The sequence below is a fragment of the Actinomadura sp. NPDC048394 genome (assembly GCF_040651755.1).
In the GTDB taxonomy this organism is placed as follows: domain Bacteria; phylum Actinomycetota; class Actinomycetes; order Streptosporangiales; family Streptosporangiaceae; genus Spirillospora; species Spirillospora montaniterrae.
Window position 1 is genome coordinate 1 of record NZ_JBEZJL010000182.1, and the last position, 1,865, is coordinate 1,865.

Consider the following 1,865-nt stretch of genomic DNA (forward strand, 5'->3'; position numbering starts at 1 on the left):
GCCTCCCCCCCCCGCAGCTCTGGGGCCGGGGGGGGGGGGGGGGGGTGGGGGGGGGGCCGCCCCCCCCCCCCCCCGCCCCCGGGTCGCGCCACCCCACCACCCCCCTCCGTCAGGTACGAAGACACCCAAGCCCCCAACGGCTGTGCCGCGTTCCGGCCGATCATTCGGCGGCTGCCGCTGCGGCTGCCGGGGGCGTGCTGCGGGGGCGGCTGCGGCTGCGAGGGCGGCGGCGGCTGCGCGGCTGGCCGCGACGGCGTAGCTGCGGTGGCGTAGCTGCGGTGGCGGCCACAGAGTGTGGATGTGGGCATGCCGGAGCCGCCCGTGACCCGAATGGATCCGGGCGGACTCAGCGGTCATGCCGGTGGGGTGGTTATGCGGCCCAGTCGAGGGTGCCGGGCGGCCCGATGCTGCCCGGTGGCCCGGTTGCCCCTCGCGCATCGGGTGGTGGCAAGAGCCGGTACACATACCGCCCATCCGGATCCTTGGTGATCTGGATCTGGTCGGGACGGGTGTGTTTGAACCGGTTGTGCCATCCGCAGGTGAGGGCGAGCTGATCGATGTCGGTGGGTGAGTGTCCGAGTGCCCAGCCGTTGACGTGGTCGACCTCGCACAGCGTGCCCGGCGTCTCGCATTCCCTTACCGCGCATGTGGGGTAGAGCGTCTCCAGCACTTGCCGTTGTGCTGCGGAGGCGAACCGTTCCCGGTGCCCCAGGTACAGCGGCGTGTTCCCCCGCCCCAGGAGCAGCGGCGACACCCCGGCGGCCAGGGCGATGCGGCGCGCCTGGGCGGCGGGGATCGGCGTCCCGTCGGTCAGGCGGGCGGGGGCGTTGCCGCCGGTGAGGGTGTCCAGGTCGCAGATGACCGTCACCTTGGTGGCCTTGTGTCCACCCGACAGCACGCTGGACAGGGCGGCGGCGGTGCGTTCGGAGAAGTCGCGGCGGTCGTCGGGTCCGGCCGGCTTGGCCAGCGGAGCCAGGGTGCCGTCCCAGATCGCGGCGTCCTCGGGGTTCAGCCAGCCCTTCACATACCGGCCGCCGTCCAGCGAACGCGTCGTGGTCAGCCAGGACTTGTCGTAACCGCGCTTGGTGTCCTCATCCGGGGCGTCCTCGGTGTCGTCGCGTTCGGCGATGAGGTCGCGGATGCGGCGGCCGAACGCGGCGACCTTCCCGGCCGAGAAACCCTGATCGACGAACCCGAGGAGTGTTGTCTCGGCTTCTGTGCAGTCGGTGTCGTCGAGCCTTGCGATCGAGTCGGCGACGGTGGTGGCGTAGCCGTAGGACAGGTCGCCCGAGGCGAGTGCGGCGGCAACGTGGGGCAGGCGGTGGCGCTGCCGGGCGAGGGTGAGGCGCTCCTTGGCGCGGTTGTCGCGCATGCCGAGGCTGGATCGCAGCCACGCCTGGGTGGAGGGATAGCCCCACCGCTGCTGCTCCCCGGTGGCGTCGACTCGGCCGATGAATCCGGCGAGCGCGCTTTCCTGCATATCTGCTGCGGCCGCAAGGGTTTCAGTGAGTTCCAGGCATGCGGCCGCTGATTCCGGGGCTTCGCGCTGGGCGAGTTCAGTGGCGATGGCGGAGAGCGCGTTCACCAATTCCATGGTGGACGCGGCCCCAAGCTCGACCGTCACTGATTGCATAGGTAAATAGTACCCTGTGCGACTGACATTCGAGGCCGTTCGAGGCACATTCTTCCCGGTATTTTTGGCGGGAAAGGCCACCGGGCCTCGCGGCTTCTTGGCGCTCTCCACATCACGCACGCGCAAGGGAGTCTCGGCCCTTACGGAAGGGGGTGGTGGGGTGGCGCGACCCGGGGGCGGGGCAGGCGGAGCCTGCCCCCATCACCTGCCCAGGGGCCGCAGAGGCTCCAAA

The 1,865-nt window shown here is 71.0% G+C and carries 1 protein-coding gene; it reads right to left on the reverse strand.

Going from position 1 to position 1,865, the window contains the following annotated elements:
- Positions 1 to 370: 370 nt before the first annotated feature.
- Positions 371 to 1,633 (reverse strand): DUF222 domain-containing protein, encoded by a 1,263-nt coding sequence (locus AB0C78_RS50735; protein ID WP_360763044.1) that lies wholly within the window; start codon positions 1,631 to 1,633, stop codon positions 371 to 373.
- Positions 1,634 to 1,865: the final 232 nt, after the last annotated feature.

Bases quoted from the DNA above. Each gene is read 5' to 3' on its own strand.
- AB0C78_RS50735 (WP_360763044.1), bottom strand. From the start codon at position 1,633: ATGCAATCAGTGACGGTCGAGCTTGGGGCCGCGTCCACCATGGAATTG.